The 16,284-nt window shown below is 61.2% G+C and carries 16 protein-coding genes; 10 read left to right on the top strand and 6 right to left on the bottom strand.

Annotated features, from left to right (window positions below; translation table 11 throughout):
- The first annotated feature begins 174 nt into the window (after positions 1-174).
- The gene (locus tag BLS41_RS01190) at positions 175-714 is read left to right on the top strand and encodes an SET domain-containing protein (RefSeq protein WP_074762566.1); all 540 of its coding nucleotides are present in this window, start codon (positions 175-177) and stop codon (positions 712-714) included.
- 91 nt (positions 715-805) lie between these two features.
- On the opposite strand, the gene BLS41_RS01185 is transcribed toward BLS41_RS01190, so the two are convergent.
- Both BLS41_RS01185 and BLS41_RS01180 read right to left on the bottom strand, forming a co-directional pair.
- Positions 806-2,311, bottom strand: a complete 1,506-nt coding sequence (locus BLS41_RS01185) for a sensor histidine kinase (RefSeq protein ID WP_074766192.1) — start codon at positions 2,309-2,311, stop codon at positions 806-808.
- 149 nt (positions 2,312-2,460) lie between these two features.
- The gene (locus tag BLS41_RS01180) at positions 2,461-3,147 is read right to left on the bottom strand and encodes a response regulator (RefSeq protein WP_007180058.1); all 687 of its coding nucleotides are present in this window, start codon (positions 3,145-3,147) and stop codon (positions 2,461-2,463) included.
- A 159-nt stretch (positions 3,148-3,306) separates the two neighbouring features.
- On the opposite strand from BLS41_RS01180, the gene BLS41_RS01175 reads away from it, so the two are divergent.
- A complete protein-coding gene (locus BLS41_RS01175) occupies positions 3,307-3,531 on the top strand; it encodes a DUF3717 domain-containing protein (protein ID WP_074762565.1) in 225 nt (74 codons plus the stop codon).
- A gap of 105 nt (positions 3,532-3,636) precedes the next feature.
- On the opposite strand, the gene BLS41_RS01170 is transcribed toward BLS41_RS01175, so the two are convergent.
- The gene (locus tag BLS41_RS01170; RefSeq protein WP_074762564.1) at positions 3,637-3,927 is read right to left on the bottom strand and encodes a 4a-hydroxytetrahydrobiopterin dehydratase; all 291 of its coding nucleotides are present in this window, start codon (positions 3,925-3,927) and stop codon (positions 3,637-3,639) included.
- A gap of 127 nt (positions 3,928-4,054) precedes the next feature.
- Positions 4,055-4,951, bottom strand: a complete 897-nt coding sequence (gene phhA / locus BLS41_RS01165; RefSeq protein WP_074762563.1) for a phenylalanine 4-monooxygenase — start codon at positions 4,949-4,951, stop codon at positions 4,055-4,057.
- A 139-nt stretch (positions 4,952-5,090) separates the two neighbouring features.
- Between phhA and BLS41_RS01160 the strand changes: the two genes are divergently transcribed.
- Positions 5,091-5,582, top strand: coding sequence for an Lrp/AsnC family transcriptional regulator (locus BLS41_RS01160; protein ID WP_074762562.1), 492 nt, complete (start codon positions 5,091-5,093; stop codon positions 5,580-5,582).
- Positions 5,583-5,666: 84 nt separating this feature from the next.
- Here BLS41_RS01160 and BLS41_RS01155 read toward each other — a convergent pair whose 3' ends face one another.
- Positions 5,667-6,203 carry a class IV adenylate cyclase gene (locus BLS41_RS01155; RefSeq protein WP_074762561.1) on the bottom strand — a complete coding sequence of 179 codons (537 nt, stop codon included), beginning with the start codon at positions 6,201-6,203 and terminating at the stop codon, positions 5,667-5,669.
- A gap of 185 nt (positions 6,204-6,388) precedes the next feature.
- Complete coding sequence (locus tag BLS41_RS01150; RefSeq protein ID WP_074762560.1) at positions 6,389-7,288, bottom strand: LysR family transcriptional regulator; 900 nt, start codon at positions 7,286-7,288, stop codon at positions 6,389-6,391.
- Between the two features lie 142 nt (positions 7,289-7,430).
- On the opposite strand from BLS41_RS01150, the gene BLS41_RS01145 reads away from it, so the two are divergent.
- The 7 genes from BLS41_RS01145 (at position 7,431) to BLS41_RS01110 (ending at position 15,971) form a co-directional block, all read left to right on the top strand.
- Complete coding sequence (locus tag BLS41_RS01145; protein WP_074762559.1) at positions 7,431-8,969, top strand: CoA-acylating methylmalonate-semialdehyde dehydrogenase; 1,539 nt, start codon at positions 7,431-7,433, stop codon at positions 8,967-8,969.
- Between the two features lie 107 nt (positions 8,970-9,076).
- Entirely contained in the window at positions 9,077-10,792 is a 1,716-nt protein-coding gene (locus BLS41_RS01140) for a GMC family oxidoreductase (RefSeq protein ID WP_074762558.1), read from the top strand.
- Positions 10,793-11,112: 320 nt separating this feature from the next.
- Positions 11,113-11,889: an ABC transporter ATP-binding protein gene (locus tag BLS41_RS01130; protein WP_074762556.1), complete on the top strand. Its 777-nt coding sequence runs from the start codon at positions 11,113-11,115 to the stop codon at positions 11,887-11,889.
- Entirely contained in the window at positions 11,889-12,647 is a 759-nt protein-coding gene (locus BLS41_RS01125) for an ABC transporter ATP-binding protein (RefSeq protein ID WP_074762555.1), read from the top strand. The genes BLS41_RS01130 and BLS41_RS01125 overlap by 1 nt, the downstream gene beginning before the upstream one ends.
- Positions 12,648-12,728: 81 nt before the next feature.
- Positions 12,729-13,952, top strand: coding sequence for an ABC transporter substrate-binding protein (locus tag BLS41_RS01120; protein ID WP_074762554.1), 1,224 nt, complete (start codon positions 12,729-12,731; stop codon positions 13,950-13,952).
- A 163-nt stretch (positions 13,953-14,115) separates the two neighbouring features.
- A complete protein-coding gene (locus BLS41_RS01115; protein ID WP_074762553.1) occupies positions 14,116-15,000 on the top strand; it encodes a branched-chain amino acid ABC transporter permease in 885 nt (294 codons plus the stop codon).
- The gene (locus BLS41_RS01110; protein ID WP_074762552.1) at positions 15,000-15,971 is read left to right on the top strand and encodes a branched-chain amino acid ABC transporter permease; all 972 of its coding nucleotides are present in this window, start codon (positions 15,000-15,002) and stop codon (positions 15,969-15,971) included. Before BLS41_RS01115 ends, BLS41_RS01110 begins: the two co-directional genes overlap by 1 nt.
- The last annotated feature ends 313 nt before the right edge of the window (positions 15,972-16,284 follow it).

Below are 16,284 nucleotides of genomic sequence, written 5' to 3'. Positions count from 1 at the left end.
GAAGCTGTCTTGAGCGTGTAGGATGCCGGATGTGGCGCACGTGCGTCGCAAGTCGACGCGGCGCTCGCAGGGCGCCGCGTTTGCTATTGGCGTCAGGAAAAAGCAGCGCGTCAGACGCGGACATCTTAGGCGGCTGCCGGACTTCATCCCCAGTTCTTCACAAGGATTCATTCAATGAGTTCACGCAGGATCGCCGTGCGCCGTTCGGGTGTGCACGGCAAAGGCGTGTTTGCCCTCGAACCGATTGCGGCCGGCGAACGGCTGATCGAATACAAAGGCGAGCGGATCTCCTGGAAAGAAGCATTGCGCCGCCATCCGCACAATCCGGCCGAACCGAATCACACGTTCTACTTTGCGCTGGATAGCGGCAAGGTGATCGACGGCAAAGTGGACGGCAACAGTGCGCGCTGGATCAACCACTCGTGCGCGCCGAACTGCGAAGCCGAGGAAATCGACGGTCACGTGTACGTGCATGCGTTGCGCGATATCGCCGAGGGCGAGGAAGTCTTTTACGACTACGGCCTCGTGATCGACGCGCGTCAAACGAAAAAGCTGAAGAAGGAATACGAATGCCGTTGCGGCGCGCGCAAGTGCCGCGGCACGATGCTGGCGCCGCCGGAGAAAGAGAAGGGCGAGGGGAAAGCCGGAAAGTCGGCGAAGAAAGCCAAGGTGTCGGAAGCCAAAACGTCGGCGAAAAAGGCAAAGAAGAAGTGACGCGCGGGCTGCTGGCGTTGCTCATGGGCTGACGCTGTTATCAGCGAGTGCATGAGCGTATGCGAAGCAGCCCGTTTTGAATCGCAATACGTTAGATATCCACCGGCGCCGAGTGCGCCGATTTTTTTGCCGGTCGCGGGGCGTCGATTCGCGCAGGCTCGCTCTGAACGCTTGCCGGTAGCAACGGAATACGCACGATGAAGCGTGCGCCGCCTTCCGGCGCATCTTCGTAATGCACGCTGCCGCGATGCAGCACCATGATGTCGTGGACGATCGCGAGTCCCAGACCGGCACCGCTATCCACGCCGGCTTCGGCCTGACCGTCGCCGCGGAAAAACCGCTTGAACAGATCCGCCTGCTGAGCGCGCGGCACGCCCGGCCCGTTGTCTTCCACGATGATCTCTGCCATGCGCACATCGTCGATGACCGTTTGCGACACCGTCACCGTGATGCGCCCGCCGTCGAAGCGCGACGGCGGCACATACTTCAACGCGTTATCCAGCAGATTGGCGATCACTTCGTGCAGCAGCACAGGATTGCCCCGCGCCATCAGCGGATGATCGTTGGCCGGGTCGTCGAGCCGCTGGAAACCGAGGTCGACATGGAATGACAATGCGCGCGGCACCCATTCCGCGCCGGTGTCGAACGCGAGCGCGGACATGTCCACATTGACGAAGCGCGCAGCCTGTTCGCCCGGCTCGGCGCGTGCCAGCGACAACAACTGATTCGACAGACGCACCGCGCGGTCGGCCGCCGCCCGCAGCTCGCGCACCGCCACGAGGGTCTGCTGCGGATCGCGCGCAGTGGCCGCCTGTTCGGCATGCAGCTTGACGGCGGTCAGCGGCGTACGGAGTTGATGCGCGGCATCGGCGATGAATTTGCGCTGGCCGTCGAGCGCGGTTTTCAACCGATCGAGCAGCGCGTTCAGCGCGCCCGTAAGCGGCCGGATTTCGACTGGCACGTAGGTTTCATCGACCGGTTCGAGCGATGTGTGAGTTTGCCGGTTCAGCGAATCCGCGAGATCGGTCAGCGGATTGAGCTGCTGGTTGACGACGCGCCACACGATCACCCAGCCCGCCAGCAGCAGAAGCAGCAGCGGCATCATGATCGCGACGAGGAACTCGGCGGCGATTCGAAACCGGTGATGCACCGGCTGACCGACTTCGATCACGATCGGGTTGCCCATGGGCTGATCGACCCGCACCTGCGCGACTCGCACGGTCGTACCCTGATGCTCGGTCTCGAACACGTACGCGTAATGCATACGACGCACGCTGGTGCCTTGCAGCGGCAGACTGGAGTCGCCGGCAATTTCGGATTCGCCGTTGCTGATCCGGTAGACGAGTTGTTCGACCGGATCGGAGAACATGGCTTGCGCGAGCGGTGGCACGGTCACTTTGGCATCGGGACCGGCAATCTGGATCTGCTTGGAAATCGCGGTGGCGAGGTCGGCGAGCGAGCGGTCGACGACATGCTGCGTGTATTGCCACGCCAGCCAGTAAGCGATCAGGCCGCTCATCAGCGCGAGCAGCGAAAGGGGTGCAGCGAGGCGCCGCAGCAGCGTGCGGCGCAGACTATTGGCGGCCGGCTGGGGCATGATCGAACGCGCGGGAAGAGGGCTACGGCGCGAGGCGCCGCTAAATTTCGCCGATGCCGGCGAATTGCACAGCACGTAGGCAATACGTGCGCGGCGCCGGCCCGGCACCGTCAGGCCGCCACGAAGTTCGTAGGCGGCCTTCACGACGATTATGCGGCTTGACGGATTTCCTGCAACAGATAACCGAAGCCACGCACCGTGACGATTTCCACACGGCAGCTTTCGAGCTTTTTACGCACCCGGTGCACGTAGACTTCGATCGCGGTGTCGCCGAGATCGCCGCCGAAATGCGTCAGATGGTCTTGCAGTTGCGCCTTGCTGACCACGCGGCCATGGCGCAACAACAGCATTTCGAGCACCGCGAATTCGCGCGGCGACAATTCGAGCGGCTTGTCGTCGTTGAAAATGCGGCGATCGACGCCCGACAGACGCACACCGCCCAGCGACACTTCCGGACGCGGCATGTCGCCGTGCGGACCGCTGCGGCGCATCACGGCGCGAATGCGTGCTTCGAGTTCGGTGGGTTCGAACGGCTTTAGCATGTAGTCGTCGGCACCGGAATTCAGGCCCTGGACACGGTCGTTCAACTCGTCGCGCGCGGTGAGGATGATGACCGGCGTATGGCGATTGCTCTGGCGGAAACGCGAGAGCAACGTCATGCCGTCGATACCGGGCAAGCCCAGATCGAGAATCACCAGCTCATGGCGGTTTTGCGTGAGGGCCTGCTCGGCGAAAATGCCGTCGTGGACCATGTCGACGGTGAAGCCGGCTTGTTCGAGACTGCTTTGGATGCCGCGTGCGATGGGGCGGTCATCTTCGATCAGAAGGAGTCGCATGGATTTCGCTCAAGTACAATGGGTTTAGGCGTTTGGGCAAGCGGTTCGCCGGGGCGCCTGCTGCACAGGCAGCGTGCGGGTGGCCGTGCCACAAGGACGGGAACGGGCCACGAAGCAGCCATCGAGCCGCCATGTTGCGCGCAAGGCAACCGCGAAGTCATGTCCGAAATAACCATCCACGAACTGGAAGCCGCGATCAACTTCTGGCGCGCCCGCTCACCTTCAAGCGGTGACGAACTCGTTCTGTGCAAGGAGGCAAGCGCGCTCTCCAAGCCGTATGCGCTGCTGATTGTACAGCGTCAGCAGACGCTATCACCGGATCGTTTAGACGGGTTTGCCAGGCAAGCGTGGGAAGTTTACGTAAGCCTTAAGAATAGCCTGTAGAACTGAAGGTTTGGCCGAGGGATAACCTGCATTGCCCTTTCATTTCCGGTCAATTGTTCAATGCGTGGCGAATTAGCACGCCAGCAAGGGCGCAAATTTCCTGTATTACGCTGTAATACTGTCGATGAACGACGCGAGTTTGATGTCGCGCTCGGTCAGGCCGTTGGCCTCATGCGTGGACAACGTGATCTCCACTTTGTTGTACACGTTGAACCACTCCGGGTGGTGATCCATTTCCTGCGCCTTGATCGCCACCCGCGTCATGAAGCCGAATGCTTCGTTGAAGTCGGCAAACTGCAGCTTGCGCTTGATCGCGTCGCGGTCCTTCACCACTTGCCAGTCGCTCATCGGGGCGAGTTTGGTGGCGCGTTCTTCGGTGGTCAGTTTCTGAATCATGGCGATGCCTCGTCGATAGGGACAACGTGCTGCGTATGCACGTCAGCGGGAGTGCGCGTTCACTATTTTTTCACGGATGCACCCAACTCGCTGCGCAGCGTGCGGTGCATGGTTCGCGTGCTGCGTTTCAGATATCGCCGTCGGCCTGCCAGCCATCCTGCGAGCCGCGCGTGATGACGCGATCGTCGTCGAGCACGTCACCGGCCATCAACGCGGGTTCAGCGGCGAGCTTCTCCAGCAGCGGCGCAAAATCGGTTTGCGCCACACCGAATAGCTGCGCGAAGTCATCGATGACGAAGTAGGTTTTCTGGAACGTGTCGATGCGATAACGCGTGCGCATCACGCGTTCCAGATCGAAGCCGAGCCGGTTCGGAGCGCCGCTCTGCTGGCTGTATAGCGTCTCTCCCTTGCTCGACACGATGCCCGCTCCGTAGATTTTCACACCGTTTGGACTGGCTGCATCGCGGATCAGCCCGAACTCAACTGTGTACCAATAAAGTCGCGCGAGTAGAGGCAGTGCGCCGGCATCGTTGGCGGCCAGCGCAGCGCGTCCGTACGCATGCATGTAGTCGGCGAACACGGGATTGATCAGCAGCGGCACGTGACCGAACAGGTCGTGGAAACAGTCCGGTTCTTGCAGATAATCGAGCTGGTCGGGACGGCGCATCCACCAAGTGACGGGAAAACGGCGATTCGCCAGATGCTCGAAAAACACCTGATCAGGCACGAGGCCCGGCACGGCGACGATTTGCCAGCCGGTCGCGGGCGTGAGCTTCGCGTTGATTTCATCGAAGGAAGGCACGCGGTCCGCCGGCATGCCAATACGCTCGACGCCCGCCAGAAACTCGTCGCACACGCGGCCTTTGAGCAGCGCCGTCTGACGCGCATAAAGCTGTTGCCACACCGCGTGATCGATAGCGCCGTAGCGTTCGGTGGGCTGATCGATGGTGAAATCGGCGCGGGTTTCGAGACCGGCGTCGAATTGCTCTTTCAGCTTGACGGTGTTGGCGGTGCTGGTGGACATGACTGCTGCGCTCGGCGAGTGGAAAACGGTGATGCAAGTGTAGAGCGGCAAGCGTGCGGTAAGGGCGCAATAGTGGCGTGCATGTGATCATGTATGCAATAATCGTGCATTAATTGTCGATTAAATGCGGATAACCGTCATGCTGGAACTCGATCACTTCGATCTCGCGCTGTTGAATGTCCTTCAGCGCTTTGGCCGGGCCACCCATCAGCAACTGGCTGAGGAGGTGCCGCTGTCGCCGTCTCAGATTGGCCGGCGTTTGCAGCGGCTGGAGCAGGTAGGGGTTGTAGACGGCTATCGCGTCGTGTTGCGGCCGGAGAAACTCGGGCTCGGCGTCACCGCTTTTACGAGTCTGAAACTGAAGCACCACGGCGATTCGATCATCGAACAATTCCAGCAGCAAATCGACGTGCTGCCCGAAGTGCTGGAATGTCACGCGGTGGTGGGCGACGCCGATTATTTGTTACGCATCGTCGCGCCCGATCTGAATTATCTGTCGACCTTTGTGATGAAGAAACTGATGCGCGTGCCAGGCGTCGACAGCGTGCGCTCGAACATCGTGCTGACTACGTTCAAGCGCAACGGGCCGCTGCCGCTTGCGCATCTGTCGCCGGGTGCGGCTCCGGTCTGACGCTGCGGGCCTGCAGCGTTAGCTCTGGTCCGCGCGAAACGTTTACTCCGCCACGCGCTTCAGAGCCAAGATGCGAGCCTCAGGTCAAGCCGCCTGCTTAGGCTCGCCTTCCAGATTCAGCATATCGACATAGGCCACGGCCACCAGATCCGATTCAGACACGCCAAGGGTTTCGAACATTGCGTGGGCCTCGGCATGGCCGCCTTCCTCGTCGTCGTCCTGGGCAAGCACGACCTCGAGTTCCACGAAATCGCCTAGTCCGTCGACCCGGTCCAGATGAATCCGCGTGCGTCCGGTTAGGTACACGTGACGTTCCTTCGTGACGATGCCGCGGGTGGTCAGCGCGGTGGCGAGCAGTGCATGCATCGCTTCGGGATTGGTCACGGGGCTGCGCGTGTAGTACGACGCCTTCGGGCCGTCGCGGTCATCGCGCTGATAGAAAATCAGCTCGGCGGGCGTGCCGTCGTCGAACTGGCGCAGCTTCAGGCGACCGCGCGGGACATCGTAGAAAAAATCCTGCTGGCGGAAGATCAGCGGCGCATCGGGCGCGAGCTTCGCGGCGCGTTCGCGCAACTGGTCGAAGTGCTGGGCGCGGGCTTTGATTTCGATGTTGCGTGCCATGTCAGGTTCCTGTGGAAAAGGGAGGGACGGCAGCTTCCGGGATTACGACGCGAAGCTGCCAGAGAGACAAAGTCATGCGAAACGGGATTAATGCAGAGCCAGCGTGAGAGCGCGAACCACCAATCTAACAAAAACTGCGTGACGGTGTAGTTTCACGGCGGCGTTCTCAGCGTCCACGTTTTCCCTCAGGTGGCCCATTGCTGTTCGATCAGCTTGAGCGCGGCGGCTATCGCAGGTTCGTCCTTGCGTTCGTCGAGGGTGACGAAGCTGAGCTGGGTCGGCACCGTGATGCCTTCGACGATGGTCAACGCGTGCGCATGCGCTTCGGCAATCGCGGTGGCGTCGCGAGCGAGCGTGAGGCCCACGCCCGATTTGACGAGATCGAGCATCGACGGCTCCTGATCCACTTCGGCCACTTTGACCGGCTTCACCCCCGCCTCACCGAAGCAGCGCGACAACAATCTGTTATGCGCGGACGCGGGCGGCGTCCAGATCCACGGCAGCGCGGCGAGCGAACGCCAGTCGCGGACACCTTTGACGCGGTCTTTCCAGCCCGCCGGAGCCAGCACGCGATACTGGAAATGAGTGAGCGTGACCGCGTGAAACGCGGGGCCGTCGCGCGTATCGTCGTCGGACGGCAGGCCGATGTAGTAGCCGACGTCCAGCTCGCCCGCGCGAATCTGCTCCAGCACCCAGCCCGACATGCCGTGCCGCAACGCGGTTTCGATCGACGGCCACGTCTCCACCAGTTGCTTCAGGAAGCCGCCCAGCCGCAAGAAAGCCGGGTCGAGGATCGTGCCGATCCGCAACCGTCCCCGTACTTCGTGACGCAGCGATTGCGCGGCGCGCTGCACGTCGGCTGCTGCGCCAAGCGCGCGTTCGGCGTGCGGCAGCAGCGCCTGGCCATCGCGCGTGAGGGACAGCCCGTGCGAAGTCCGCGTGAACAGCGTCACGCCGAGTGTTTCCTGCAAGTGCTTGATTTGCAGGCTGACGGCCGGTTGCGTCAGATGTAGTTGCACCGCAGCACGCGTGAGATTGCCCTCGCGCGCGACGGTGATGAAAGCCCGGAGCAGTGTCAGATCCATATCCTGATATTAGCGCGGCTTATAGCGCTGTTGAGCATTACTCATTGGATTTGCCGCCCCGAAGCGCCGTACGCTTGCCGTTCAGCACGCCTTCGCCGCTTTGTGAGCGCCGGGCGGAAGACTCCACAGGAAGAGGACACATATGAGCGAGACATATCAGGACGACACCGTGCGCAGCGCGGCGAGCGCGCGCGCGCTGACTCACATCATCAACGGACGCGCTGTGGACGGCACCAGCGGCCGTTTCGGCGACGTCTTCAATCCCGCGCTCGGCAGCGTGAGCGCACGCGTGCCGCTGGCGAGTGTCGCCGAAGTGGACGCGGCAGTCGCCGCCGCCAACGCTGCATTTCCCGCATGGAGCGAAACGGCGCCGATCAAGCGGGCGCGCGTGCTGTTCAAGTTCAAGGAACTGCTCGACCGTCACCACGACGAACTCGCCGAACTGATCACGCGCGAGCACGGCAAAGTGTTCTCGGACGCGAAGGGCGAGGTGATGCGCGGCATCGAGATCGTCGAATTCGCGTGCGGCATTCCGAATCTGTTGAAGACCGATTTCACCGATCAGATCGGCGGCGGCATCGACAACTGGAATCTGCGTCAGCCGCTCGGCGTGGTCGCCGGCATTACGCCGTTCAACTTCCCGATGATGGTGCCGTGCTGGATGTTCCCCGTCGCAATTGCTTGCGGCAATACGTTTGTGTTGAAGCCATCGGAGCGCGACCCGTCGTGCTCGAATCGTCTCGCGGAACTGCTCAAGGAAGCCGGTTTGCCCGACGGCGTGTTCAACGTCGTACACGGCGATAAGGTCGCGGTCGATGCATTGCTTGTGCACCCGGACGTCAGCGCGTTGTCGTTTGTCGGCTCGACGCCGATTGCCGAATACATCTACACAGAAGGCACGAAACACGGCAAGCGCGTGCAGGCTTTGGGCGGGGCGAAGAATCACCTTGTCGTGATGCCCGACGCCGATCTCGATCAGGCTGTCGATGCATTGATCGGCGCGGCATACGGTTCGGCGGGTGAGCGCTGCATGGCGATCTCCGTCGCGGTCGCGGTGGGCCATATCGCCGATGAACTGATCGAGCGCCTCACGCCGCGCGTGAAGAGCCTGAAGATACTCAACGGGATGGAATCGGCGGCGGAAATGGGACCGCTCGTGACCGCCGTGCATCGCGACAAAGTGGTGGGCTACATCGACTCCGGCGTCGAGGCCGGCGCGAAGCTGGTGGTCGACGGAAGAGGGCACCAGGTGGCCGGTCACGAGAAAGGATTCTTTCTCGGCGGCACGCTGTTCGACGATGTATCGACCGATATGAAAATATATCGCGAGGAGATTTTTGGGCCGGTGCTGTGCGTGGTGCGCGTGCCCGATTTCGCGTCAGCAGTCGAGCTGATCAACTCGAATGAATTTGCGAATGGCGTGTCGTTGTTTACCTCCGACGGCGGCGTAGCGCGTGCATTTTCGCGGCAAATCCAGATTGGCATGGTGGGTATCAACGTGCCGATTCCGGTGCCGATGGCCTGGCATTCTTTCGGCGGATGGAAGAAGTCGCTATTCGGCGATCACCATGCTTATGGCGAAGAGGGCGTGCGTTTTTACACGCGCTATAAGAGCATCATGCAGCGCTGGCCGGACAGCATCGCGAAGGGCGCGGAATTTACGATGCCGGTTGCCAAATAGCGTTAGAAGCGTCATCGAACGCAGCGGTAGAAACATAATTAAAGCCTGACGATGCGGCCGCGTGAACATCACGCGGATCGCAGCAAAAAAGCTATGGAGACGAAACGATGAGCCACACCGAAAGTTCGCCAGCAGCATCGCGGCGGCTCGAAGGCGAATTCGATTACATCATTGTCGGCGCGGGCACCGCAGGTTGCGTGCTCGCCAATCGCCTCACCGAAGATCCGGACATACAGGTACTTTTGCTCGAAGCAGGTGGTAAAGACGATTACCACTGGATTCACGTACCGGTCGGCTACCTTTACTGCATCGGCAATCCACGTACGGACTGGCTTTATAAAACGCAACCGGAAGCGGGGTTGAACGGACGCGCGCTTTCGTATCCGCGTGGACGCGTATTGGGCGGCAGTTCGTCGATCAACGGCATGATCTATATGCGCGGCCAGCGTGAAGATTATGACGAATGGGCCCGCGTCACCAACGACGCTTCGTGGTCATGGAATTCCGTGTTGCCGGTCTTCAAACGCAGCGAAGATCATCATGCCGGCGCGAGCGAATCGCATGGCGCGGGTGGTCCGTGGCGCGTCGAAAAGCAGCGTCTCAAGTGGAAGATCCTCGAAGAGTTTTCACAAGCTGCGCAACAGAACGGCATTCCGGCAACGGACGATTTCAATCGCGGCGACAACACCGGCGTCGGCTATTTCGATGTCAACCAGAAACGCGGAATTCGCTGGAACGCGTCGAAAGCGTTTTTGCGTCCCGCGCTTAAACGCCCGAATCTGACGGTCATTACCGGCGCGCATACTCAGCGCGTCGTGTTCGAAGGACGCCGCTGCACAGGTGTCGAATATCGCGGCGATAACACCGACTATCTCGCCAAAGCTCGTTGCGAAGTCATCCTCAGTTCGGGTGCGGTCAACTCGCCGCAATTGCTCGAATTGTCCGGAATCGGCAATGGCGCGCGTCTGCAAAATCTGGGCATCGAGGTGGTGAAGGACCTGCGGGGTGTCGGCGAAAATCTGCAGGACCATTTGCAATTGCGCATGGCGTATAAGGTCGATGGCGTGCGTACGCTCAACACCGCGTCCGCGCATTGGTGGGGCAAGCTGATGATCGGCGTCGAGTACGCGCTGTTTCAAAGCGGCCCGATGTCGATGTCGCCTTCGCAACTCGGTGCGTTCGCCAAATCCGATCCCGACGATCGCTCGCTCACGCGTCCCGATCTCGAGTACCACGTGCAGCCGCTTTCGCTCGATCGCTTCGGCGAGCCGCTGCATCGGTTCAATGCGTTTACGGCGTCGGTCTGTCAGTTGCGGCCGACTTCGCGCGGCAGTATCCACATCGAATCCGCCGATGCATCTGCGCCGCCGTTGATCGCGCCGAACTATCTCTCTACCGATTACGACCGGCATGTTGCCGCCAATGCGCTGCGTCTCACGCGCCGAATCGCTGCTGCGCCCGCGCTTGCGCGTTATCGGCCGCAGGAGATTTTGCCGGGCATCCAGTATCAAACCGAAGAGGAATTGCAGCAGGCCGCCGGTGCAGTCGGCACGACGATCTTTCATCCGGTCGGCACCTGCCGGATGGGCACGACCGACGATCCGGCCGCTGTCGTCGATAACCGTCTACGAGTTATCGGGGTTGACGGACTGCGCGTGGTGGACGCGTCGGTCATGCCGACCATCACGTCGGGCAACACGAACTCGCCCACGCTGATGATCGCCGAGCGCGCGAGCGAGATGATCCGCGAAGATCGTCGTGCGCGCGTGGCCGGCAGCGTGTCGGCGCAGACCAGCTCCACGCCTTCGATGTCCGCTGTATGACAGGCGCGGCAGAGTGACACGATTCACCGTGTGAGGCATCGGCCAGACGCGTCCGGCCGATGTCTCACACGCGTCTTTGCTGCTCGGGTAGCGCCCTTGTCGCGTCTGGAACAGCCATCCCCACTAAGTGCAAATCCCAATGAATGCGCTGCATCATTGGCGCGACAATGGCAGCCAGGCTGCGTGTCGCATCATGGATTACCGTCCGGATTGGTGCAGCACGCCAACGAGCGGCATGGGGTGCCGCCGTCATAAAAAAGTCGCGCAGACCTTTGCGCGGAAGATCGTAGTGCTTCGCCTCACTCCGTATGGAAGGGAACATGATTCTCGGCGATACGATTCTCGAAACGCGCGGTCTTACCCGTGAGTTCAAAGGCTTCATCGCCGTGAACGGTGTGAACCTGCGCGTGCGCCGTGGCTCGATCCATGCGCTGATCGGCCCCAACGGTGCCGGGAAAACCACCTGCTTCAATCTGCTCACCAAATTTCTCACGCCGACTGCGGGTCAGATCGTCTTCAACGGCGTCGACATTACGCGTGAACGTCCGGCGCAAATCGCGCGGCGCGGCATCATCCGTTCGTTCCAGATTTCCGCGGTGTTTCCGCATCTGACGGCATTGCAGAACGTGCGAATCGGTTTGCAGCGCTCGCTCGGCACGGAGTTTCATTTCTGGAAGAGCGAACGCACTTTGCGTCGATTGAACGATCGCGCGATGGATCTTCTGACCCAGGTCGGTTTGACCGATTTCGCCGATGTCCCGACGGTCGAACTTTCATACGGCCGCAAGCGCGCGCTGGAAATCGCCACCACGCTCGCGATGGAACCGGAACTGATGCTGCTCGACGAACCGACGCAAGGCATGGGCCACGAAGACGTCGACCGCGTCACGGCGCTGATCAAAAAAGTATCGAGCGGCCGCACGATTCTGATGGTCGAGCACAACATGAATGTGATCGCCGGTATCTCCGACACGATTACCGTATTGCAACGGGGCGAGGTGCTCGCCGAGGGCAGCTATGCCGAGGTGTCGAAGAACGCGCTGGTGATGCAGGCCTACATGGGCAGCGCCGACGCGTCGCTCGCCGGAGCCCACTGATGAACACGATCGCCGAGCGTGAAGGCCTCGAAGTGAGCGGGGCGGACAACGGCGCACCCGCGCTGGATATTGCGGGTCTGCAGGCCTGGTACGGTGAATCCCACATTTTGCACGGCGTCGATCTGACGGTGAACCGCGGCGAAGTGGTCACGCTGCTCGGTCGCAATGGCGCGGGCCGCACCACCACGTTGCGCGCGATCATGGGATTGACGGGGCGGCGCACGGGGTCGATCCGCATTGGCGGACGCGAAACCATCAACCTGCCGACGCATCGCATCGCGCATTGCGGCATCGGTTATTGCCCGGAAGAACGGGGCATTTTTTCGAGCCTCTCGTGCGAGGAAAATCTACTGTTGCCGCCGCCGGTCGGCGACAAGGCGCACATGATGTCGCTCGAAGAAATCTATTCGATGTTTCCGAACCTGCAGGAACGGCGGATGAGCCAAGGCACGCGTTTGTCGGGCGGCGAACAGCAGATGCTCGCGGTCGCGCGCATTCTGCGCACCGGCGCGAGCCTGCTGCTGCTCGACGAAATCTCGGAAGGGCTAGCGCCGGTCATCGTCCAGGCCCTCGCGCGGATGATCATCACGCTGAAGTCGCGCGGCTACACGATCGTGATGGTCGAACAGAATTTTCGCTTCGCGGCGCCGCTTGCCGACCGCTTTTACGTGATGGAGCACGGTGCGATCGTCGAGCACTTCGGGGCGGCTGAGCTCGAAGGAAAGATGCCGGTGTTGCACGATTTACTGGGCGTATAAAAACGCGTCTGATTGCCTGTCAGGCTTTCACCAGCTCTCATCAGCCTCTGATAACCACAAGCGAAGAAACAGGAGACACGAATGAAAAAGAACCCACTCGCGCGGCTTACCTCCCTCTGTTTTGCGGTTGCTGCGGGCGCCGCGCTTACCGCGTCTACATTGGGCAGCGCGCAAGCGGCCGACGACGCAGTGAAGATCGGCTACATCACCGATCTTTCGGGGCTCTACGCGGACATCGACGGACCGGGCGGGCTGGAGGCGATCCGCATGGCGATTGCCGACTTCGGCGGCAAGGTCAACGGCAAGCCGATCACGCTGGTCTACGCGGATCACCAGAACAAGGCGGATATCGCCGCATCGCGCGCGCGTGAGTGGTTCGACCGTGACGGCGTGGACATGCTGATCGGCGGCACGAACTCGGCAACGGGTTTGTCGATGAACACGGTGGCGGGTGAGAAGCACAAGGTCTACATCAACATCGGCGCGGGTGCCGACACGCTGACCAACGAGCAATGCACGCCGTACACGATCCACTACGCGTACGACACCACCGCGCTCGCCAACGGCACGGGCTCCGCGGTAACGAAGCAGGGCGGCAAGACGTGGTACTTCCTGACCGCCGACTACGCATTTGGCAAGGCGCTTGAAAAGGCGACCTCGGACGTCGTGAAGGCGAACGGCGGGCAGGTGCTCGGCGCAGTGCGCGCACCGTTGTCGGCGTCGGACTTCTCGTCGTTCCTGTTGCAGGCGCAAGCATCGAAAGCACAGATTCTCGGCCTCGCGAACGCGGGCGGCGACACGGTCAACTCGATCAAGGCCGCGAAGGAATTCGGCCTGACCAAGACGATGAAGCTGGCTGCGCTGCTGATGTTCATCGACGACGTGCACAGCCTGGGTCTGGAAACCACGCAAGGTCTGGTGCTGACGGATAGCTGGTACTGGAACAAGAGCCCCGAGACGCGCAAGTGGGCGCAACGCTACTTCGACAAGACGAAGAAGATGCCGTCGAGCCTGCAGGCCGCCGACTACTCCGCGACCATGACGTACCTGAACGCGGTGAAGGCAGTCGGTTCGACCGACACCGACAAGGTGATGGCCCAGTTGCGCAAGACCAAGATCGACGACTTCTACGCGAAGGGCTACATCCGCGAGGACGGCAGCATGATTCACGACATGTACCTGATGCAGGTGAAGACGCCGGCTGAATCGAAGGAGCCGTGGGACTACTACAAGATCATGGCGACGATTCCCGGCGAGCAGGCGTTCACGACCAAGGCGCAGACGCGTTGCGCGTTGTGGAAATAAACGCGGCGTGAAGGCATGACGGCTGCCGGTCCGTGACTGGCGGTCAACCGTTCAGGATGCCGCGCGCGGCGGATTCAACGTCATGATGTTGCCGTCCGCGTGACGGGCCGCTCGCGCTTCACCGATCTCACCCTGGCACTAGCTTCAGGGGTTAAGGGCTTTAATGGACATCTTTGGCGTTCCGCTTCCGGCGATGCTGAGCCAGTTGCTGCTGGGCCTCGTGAACGGCTCGTTCTACGCGATTCTGAGCCTCGGGCTGGCGATCATCTTCGGCTTGCTCAACGTGATCAACTTCGCGCACGGCGCGTTGTTCATGCTCGGCGCGATGCTCGCGTGGATGGGCCTGTCGTATTTCGGCCTCCCGTACTGGGTGATGATTTTCCTCGCGCCGCTGATCGTCGGACTGTTCGGCGTGGCGATCGAACGCACGATGCTGCGCTGGCTGTACAAGCTCGATCATCTTTACGGCTTGCTGCTCACATTTGGGCTGACGCTGGTGGTCGAAGGTGTGTTCCGTTCAATCTACGGCTCGTCGGGCCAGCCGTACGACGTGCCGTCGGCGCTGTCCGGCGCGACTAACCTCGGCTTCATGTTCCTGCCGAACTATCGCGCGTGGGTAGTCGTCGCTTCGCTGGCGGTGTGCTTCGCGACGTGGTTCGTGATCGAGAAGACGCGGCTCGGCGCGTACCTGCGCGCAGGCACGGAAAATCCGAAACTGGTCGAAGCATTCGGCGTCAACGTGCCGCTGATGATCACGCTCACTTACGGCTTCGGCGTCGCATTGGCCGCGTTTGCCGGCGTGCTGGCCGCGCCGGTCATCCAGGTCTCGCCGCTGATGGGCCAGCCGATGATCATCACCGTGTTCGCGGTGGTCGTGATCGGCGGGATGGGGTCGATCATGGGCTCGATTCTCACCGGCCTCATGCTTGGCGTGATCGAAGGACTGACGCGCGTGTTTTATCCGGAGGCGTCGGCGACTGTCGTCTTCGTGATCATGGCGCTCGTGTTGCTGGTGCGTCCGGCGGGTCTCTTCGGCAAGGAAAAATGATGCAGAGAAAAGTCCTCTACGGCCTGCTGCTGATCGCACTGCTCGCGGTGCCTGTGCTCGGCATCTATCCGCTCTTCGTAATGAAGGTGATGTGCTTCGCGTTGTTCGCGGCCGCCTTCAACCTGTTGATCGGCTATACCGGTTTGCTGTCGTTCGGTCACGCGATGTTCCTCGCATCGGCCGGTTATGTGACGGGCTATGCGATGCAGACGCTCGGCTTTTCGCCGGAACTCGGCGTGCTCGCGGGAACCGCGGCGGCCACCGTGCTCGGCCTGCTGGTCGGACTTTTCGCGATTCGCCGCCAGGGCATCTACTTCGCGATGGTGACGCTGGCGCTCGCGCAAATGGTTTATTTCGTGTTCCTGCAAGCGCCGTTCACGCATGGCGAGGACGGTCTGCAAGGTGTGCCGCGCGGCAAGCTGTTCGGCCTGCTCGATCTGTCATCGGACGTGACGCTGTATTTTGTCGTGCTGGCCGTGATGGTGCTGGCGTTCCTGCTGATCGTGCGGATCGTTCACTCGCCGTTCGGACAGGTGCTGGTCGCAATCAAGGAAAACGAGCCGCGTGCGGTGTCGCTCGGCTATGACACGGATCGCTTCAAGCTGCTGGCGTTCATTCTTTCCGCCGGGCTTGCCGGGCTTGCGGGGTCGCTCAAGGTGCTCGTGCAGGGTTTTGAAACGCTCAGCGACGCCTATTGGACCATGTCCGGCCTGGTGATCCTGATGACGCTGGTCGGCGGCATGGGCACGCTGTTCGGCCCGCTGCTCGGCGCAGCGCTGATCGTCGCGCTCGAAGACCGTCTCGGCGATATCGGCTCGGCATTGGCTGCGTCTACCGGCGTGGACTGGTTCCGCTCGCTGGGTGAATCGGTGACCATCGTCACGGGGATCATTTTTATCGCGTGCGTGCTAGCGTTCCGGCGCGGCATTGTTGGCGAGATCGTGGCGCGGGTTCGGCCGCTGCGAGCCTGAATACGATGCGTCGCACAATTGATCTGGAATCCGATGTATTGGTTTCAGACATTCAGCTGAGGTAGACTGCAAACCGCTTGCGCGGAAGTATCAAACGGAAGCGGGCGCAACAGGCATAAACGTGCCCCAATTCGGTGCCGCAGTGCACCACTAGGGTAATTGCTAGTTGTAGCCTGGAGGGTCGTCGTTTAATCTTCATGCAGTTCTGACGCAGCACCGAATTTGCAGGTGGAGAACGAGGAGACAATGAGGCACTAAGTGCCCAGACGAAAGCGCTGTTGGATTGATATCCAACAGCGCTTTTTATTTGTAC

It is taken from the genome of Paraburkholderia fungorum (genome assembly GCF_900099835.1).
Classification (GTDB): Bacteria; Pseudomonadota; Gammaproteobacteria; order Burkholderiales; family Burkholderiaceae; genus Paraburkholderia; species Paraburkholderia fungorum_A.
This window is presented reverse-complemented; position numbering and strand designations above follow the sequence as displayed.